General features: G+C 55.6%; 3 rRNA genes. All 3 read left to right on the forward strand.

Going from position 1 to position 5,547, the window contains the following annotated elements:
• Positions 1-189 precede the first annotated feature (189 nt).
• Positions 190-1,711 (forward strand): 16S ribosomal RNA (locus H7A73_RS17810).
• A 430-nt stretch (positions 1,712-2,141) separates the two neighbouring features.
• Positions 2,142-5,269: ribosomal RNA gene (locus H7A73_RS17815) — 23S ribosomal RNA — on the forward strand.
• 154 nt (positions 5,270-5,423) lie between these two features.
• Positions 5,424-5,540 (forward strand): 5S ribosomal RNA (gene rrf, locus H7A73_RS17820).
• Together the 16S, 23S and 5S rRNA genes form the textbook arrangement of a ribosomal RNA operon.
• Positions 5,541-5,547: the final 7 nt, after the last annotated feature.

Below are 5,547 nucleotides of genomic sequence, written 5' to 3' on the forward strand. Positions count from 1 at the left end.
AGTGCGTCTGGTCCTTGAGAACTCAACAGCGTGCACATTGTCAATGCCAATTTATTGATTGACCTCGTGCCTGGTCGGTTTGTCCGGCTGGGTCATGAAGCAATTCCTTTTGGATTGAAGATTGTCAGTAGACAGTCAACAGTCAGAATCAACTCGGTCTGATGCCTTCGGGTGTTGGGTCTGTATTTTTTTACGGAGAGTTTGATCCTGGCTCAGGACGAACGCTGGCGGCGTGCTTAACACATGCAAGTCGAACGATGATGCCCAGCTTGCTGGGTGGATTAGTGGCGAACGGGTGAGTAACACGTGAGTAACCTGCCCCTGACTCTGGGATAAGCGTTGGAAACGACGTCTAATACTGGATATGATCACTGGCCGCATGGTCTGGTGGTGGAAAGATTTTTTGGTTGGGGATGGACTCGCGGCCTATCAGCTTGTTGGTGAGGTAATGGCTCACCAAGGCGACGACGGGTAGCCGGCCTGAGAGGGTGACCGGCCACACTGGGACTGAGACACGGCCCAGACTCCTACGGGAGGCAGCAGTGGGGAATATTGCACAATGGGCGAAAGCCTGATGCAGCAACGCCGCGTGAGGGATGACGGCCTTCGGGTTGTAAACCTCTTTTAGTAGGGAAGAAGCGAAAGTGACGGTACCTGCAGAAAAAGCACCGGCTAACTACGTGCCAGCAGCCGCGGTAATACGTAGGGTGCAAGCGTTGTCCGGAATTATTGGGCGTAAAGAGCTCGTAGGCGGTTTGTCGCGTCTGCTGTGAAATCCCGAGGCTCAACCTCGGGCTTGCAGTGGGTACGGGCAGACTAGAGTGCGGTAGGGGAGATTGGAATTCCTGGTGTAGCGGTGGAATGCGCAGATATCAGGAGGAACACCGATGGCGAAGGCAGATCTCTGGGCCGTAACTGACGCTGAGGAGCGAAAGCATGGGGAGCGAACAGGATTAGATACCCTGGTAGTCCATGCCGTAAACGTTGGGCGCTAGATGTAGGGACCTTTCCACGGTTTCTGTGTCGTAGCTAACGCATTAAGCGCCCCGCCTGGGGAGTACGGCCGCAAGGCTAAAACTCAAAGGAATTGACGGGGGCCCGCACAAGCGGCGGAGCATGCGGATTAATTCGATGCAACGCGAAGAACCTTACCAAGGCTTGACATACACCGGAAACGGCCAGAGATGGTCGCCCCCTTGTGGTCGGTGTACAGGTGGTGCATGGTTGTCGTCAGCTCGTGTCGTGAGATGTTGGGTTAAGTCCCGCAACGAGCGCAACCCTCGTTCTATGTTGCCAGCGGGTTATGCCGGGGACTCATAGGAGACTGCCGGGGTCAACTCGGAGGAAGGTGGGGATGACGTCAAATCATCATGCCCCTTATGTCTTGGGCTTCACGCATGCTACAATGGCCGGTACAAAGGGCTGCGATACCGTAAGGTGGAGCGAATCCCAAAAAGCCGGTCTCAGTTCGGATTGAGGTCTGCAACTCGACCTCATGAAGTCGGAGTCGCTAGTAATCGCAGATCAGCAACGCTGCGGTGAATACGTTCCCGGGCCTTGTACACACCGCCCGTCAAGTCATGAAAGTCGGTAACACCCGAAGCCGGTGGCCTAACCCTTGTGGAAGGAGCCGTCGAAGGTGGGATCGGTGATTAGGACTAAGTCGTAACAAGGTAGCCGTACCGGAAGGTGCGGCTGGATCACCTCCTTTCTAAGGAGCATCTGGTCAGTGCTGGTCGCCCATCATGGGTGGTTGGTTGCTGGTCCAGGCGCCTGGTTCGGACCGAACGTGTCCGACGGGTAGCTCATGGGTGGAACATTGACAGTGCAGTTGGGAGTGATGCTTCCGACCTCAGTACGCTCTGCTTGCAGGGTTGGGACGGGTCGGGGTGAAGCTGCTGGCTGGTGCACGTTGTTGGGTCCTGAGGGACCAGGCTTCCTGCTGCCGCGTGAGTGGTGGTGGGGGTTGGGCCTACGGGTCCTTCGTCGGGCCAGGGTGAACCTACCGTTGTGGTGGGGGAGTGCTGGTGCCGATCGTATGTTGAGAACTACACAGTGGACGCGAGCATCTTTGATTCGCGTCATCCATGATCAGCCTTCGGGTTGGTGTGGTGACGTTGGATCGCAATTTTAATCTTTGTGGTCAAGTTTCTAAGAGCAAACGGTGGATGCCTTGGCATCTGGAGCCGATGAAGGACGTAGAAATCTGCGATAAGCCTCGGGGAGCTGATAATCGAGCCTCGATCCGAGGATTTCCGAATGGGGAAACCCCGCCAGGCGTTTTGCGACCTGGTGACTCCCGCCTGAATATATAGGGCGGGTAGAGGGAACGTGGGGAAGTGAAACATCTCAGTACCCACAGGAAGAGAAAACAACATGTGATTCCGTGAGTAGTGGCGAGCGAAAGCGGATGAGGCTAAACCGATCATGTGTGATAGCCGGCGGGCGTTGCATGGTCGGGGTTGTGGGACACGTCACTCAGTTCTGCCGGACTGGGGCGGTTACAGCGCATCATAGTCGAACCGGTTTGAAAGCCGGGCCGTAGTGGGTGCCAGCCCCGTAGACGAAATGGTGTTATGGCCGGATGTGTATCCCAAGTAGCACGGGGCCCGAGAAATCCCGTGTGAATCTGTCAGGACCACCTGATAAGCCTAAATACTCCCAGATGACCGATAGCGGACAAGTACCGTGAGGGAAAGGTGAAAAGTACCCCGGGAGGGGAGTGAAATAGTACCTGAAACCGTTTGCTTACAAACCGTCGGAGCCTCCTTAGTAGGGGTGACGGCGTGCCTTTTGAAGAATGAGCCTGCGAGTTAGTGATATGTGGCGAGGTTAACCCGTGAGGGGCAGCCGTAGCGAAAGCGAGTCTGAATAGGGCGTTTGAGTCGCATGTTCTAGACCCGAAGCGAAGTGATCTATCCATGGCCAGGTTGAAGCGACGGTAAGACGTCGTGGAGGACCGAACCCACTTCAGTTGAAAATGGAGGGGATGAGCTGTGGATAGGGGTGAAAGGCCAATCAAACTTCGTGATAGCTGGTTCTCTCCGAAATGCATTTAGGTGCAGCGTTGCGTGTTTCTCGCCGGAGGTAGAGCTACTGGATGGCCGATGGGCCTCAACAGGTTACTGACGTCAGCCAAACTCCGAATGCCGGTGAGTGAGAGCGCAGCAGTGAGACGGTGGGGGATAAGCTTCATCGTCGAGAGGGAAACAACCCAGACTACCAACTAAGGTCCCTAAGCGTGTGCTAAGTGGGAAAGGATGTGGAGTTGCACAGACAACCAGGAGGTTGGCTTAGAAGCAGCCACCCTTGAAAGAGTGCGTAATAGCTCACTGGTCAAGTGATTCCGCGCCGACAATGTAACGGGGCTCAAGCACACCACCGAAGTTGTAGATTTCGCACTATAGACAAGCCTTCGTGGTTCAGTCGTGCGGAGTGGTAGGAGAGCGTCGTGTGGCGAGTGAAGCGGCGGAGTGATCCAGCCGTGGACGCTACACGAGTGAGAATGCAGGCATGAGTAGCGAAAGACGGGTGAGAAACCCGTCCTCCGAAAGACCAAGGGTTCCAGGGCCAGGTTAATCCGCCCTGGGTAAGTCGGGACCTAAGGCGAGGCCGACAGGCGTAGTCGATGGACAACGGGTTGATATTCCCGTACCGGCGAACAACCGCCCAAGCTAATCCAGTGGTGCTAAGAGTCCTAACCCGGTACAACCGGATCCCTTCGGGGTGATGGTGGCCGGTCTAACGCTCGACCCCATGCTGGTGCGGTTAGCGTATGAACAGGTGTGACGCAGGAAGGTAGCTGAGCCAGGCGATGGTATCCGTAAGGTGAACCTGGTGTAAGGATGTAGGGCTGACGATAGGCAAATCCGTCGTCTGTGTGCCTGAGATCCGACGCGTACTCGTAAGGGGAAATCAGTGATCCTATGCTGCCGAGAAAAGCATCGACGCGAGGTTGCAGCCGCCCGTACCCGAAACCGACTCAGGTGGTCAGGTAGAGAATACCAAGGAGATCGAGAGAATCGTGGTTAAGGAACTCGGCAAAATGCCCCCGTAACTTCGGGAGAAGGGGGGCCGGACGCGTGACCGGATTTACTCCGTGAGCGTTGAAGGCCGCAGAGACCAGTGGGAAGCGACTGTTTACTAAAAACACAGGTCCGTGCGAAGTCGCAAGACGATGTATACGGACTGACGCCTGCCCGGTGCTGGAAGGTTAAGAGGAAGGGTTAGCCTTTGGGCGAAGCTCTGAATTTAAGCCCCAGTAAACGGCGGTGGTAACTATAACCATCCTAAGGTAGCGAAATTCCTTGTCGGGTAAGTTCCGACCTGCACGAATGGCGTAACGACTTCCCAGCTGTCTCAACCGCGAACTCGGCGAAATTGCACTACGAGTAAAGATGCTCGTTACGCGCAGCAGGACGGAAAGACCCCGTGACCTTTACTACAGTTTGGTATTGGTGTTCGGAGTGGCTTGTGTAGGATAGGTGGGAGACTGTGAAGCGGGCACGCTAGTGTTCGTGGAGTCATTGTTGAAATACCACTCTGGTCACTTTGGATGTCTAACGTAGGACCCTGATCGGGTTCATGGACAGTGCCTGATGGGTAGTTTAACTGGGGCGGTTGCCTCCCAAAGAGTAACGGAGGCGCCCAAAGGTTCCCTCAACCTGGTTGGCAATCAGGTGGCGAGTGTAAGTGCACAAGGGAGCTTGACTGTGAGACTGACAGGTCGAGCAGGGACGAAAGTCGGGACTAGTGATCCGGCAGTGGCTTGTGGAAGCGCTGTCGCTCAACGGATAAAAGGTACCTCGGGGATAACAGGCTGATCTTGCCCAAGAGTCCATATCGACGGCATGGTTTGGCACCTCGATGTCGGCTCGTCGCATCCTGGGGCTGGAGTAGGTCCCAAGGGTTGGGCTGTTCGCCCATTAAAGCGGTACGCGAGCTGGGTTTAGAACGTCGTGAGACAGTTCGGTCCCTATCCGCTGCGCGCGTTGGAAATTTGAGAAGATCTATCCCTAGTACGAGAGGACCGGGATGGACGAACCTCTGGTGTGTCAGTTGTTCTGCCAAGGGCACCGCTGATTAGCTACGTTCGGACCGGATAACCGCTGAAAGCATCTAAGCGGGAAGCCGTCTTCGAGATGAGATTTCCATGCACCTTGAGTGTGAGAGGCTCCCAGCAGACTACTGGGTTGATAGGCCGGATGTGGAAGCGGGGACTAACGACCCGTGGAGCTGACCGGTACTAATAAGCCGAAGACTTGATAACACACTGATTTCCGTGCACGTGTTGCACGGGCTCGCGTCCACTTTGTGGTTCCCGACAGACGATCGGGAATCGAAACTGAATACACCGCTCTGTCTTCCACACGGGAGGCAGCAGTCGGGACAGCTTTGAGACCAAGATCCATGGTCGAGAGTGTTCCGGTGGTCATAGCGAGAGGGAAACGCCCGGTCACATTCCGAACCCGGAAGCTAAGCCTCTCAGCGCCGATGGTACTGCAAGGGGGACCTTGTGGGAGAGTAGGACGCCGCCGGACTTAACGT

Origin of the sequence: Curtobacterium sp. ME12 (assembly GCF_903970855.1) — a bacterium.
GTDB classification, from domain to species: Bacteria; Actinomycetota; Actinomycetes; order Actinomycetales; family Microbacteriaceae; genus Curtobacterium; species Curtobacterium poinsettiae_A.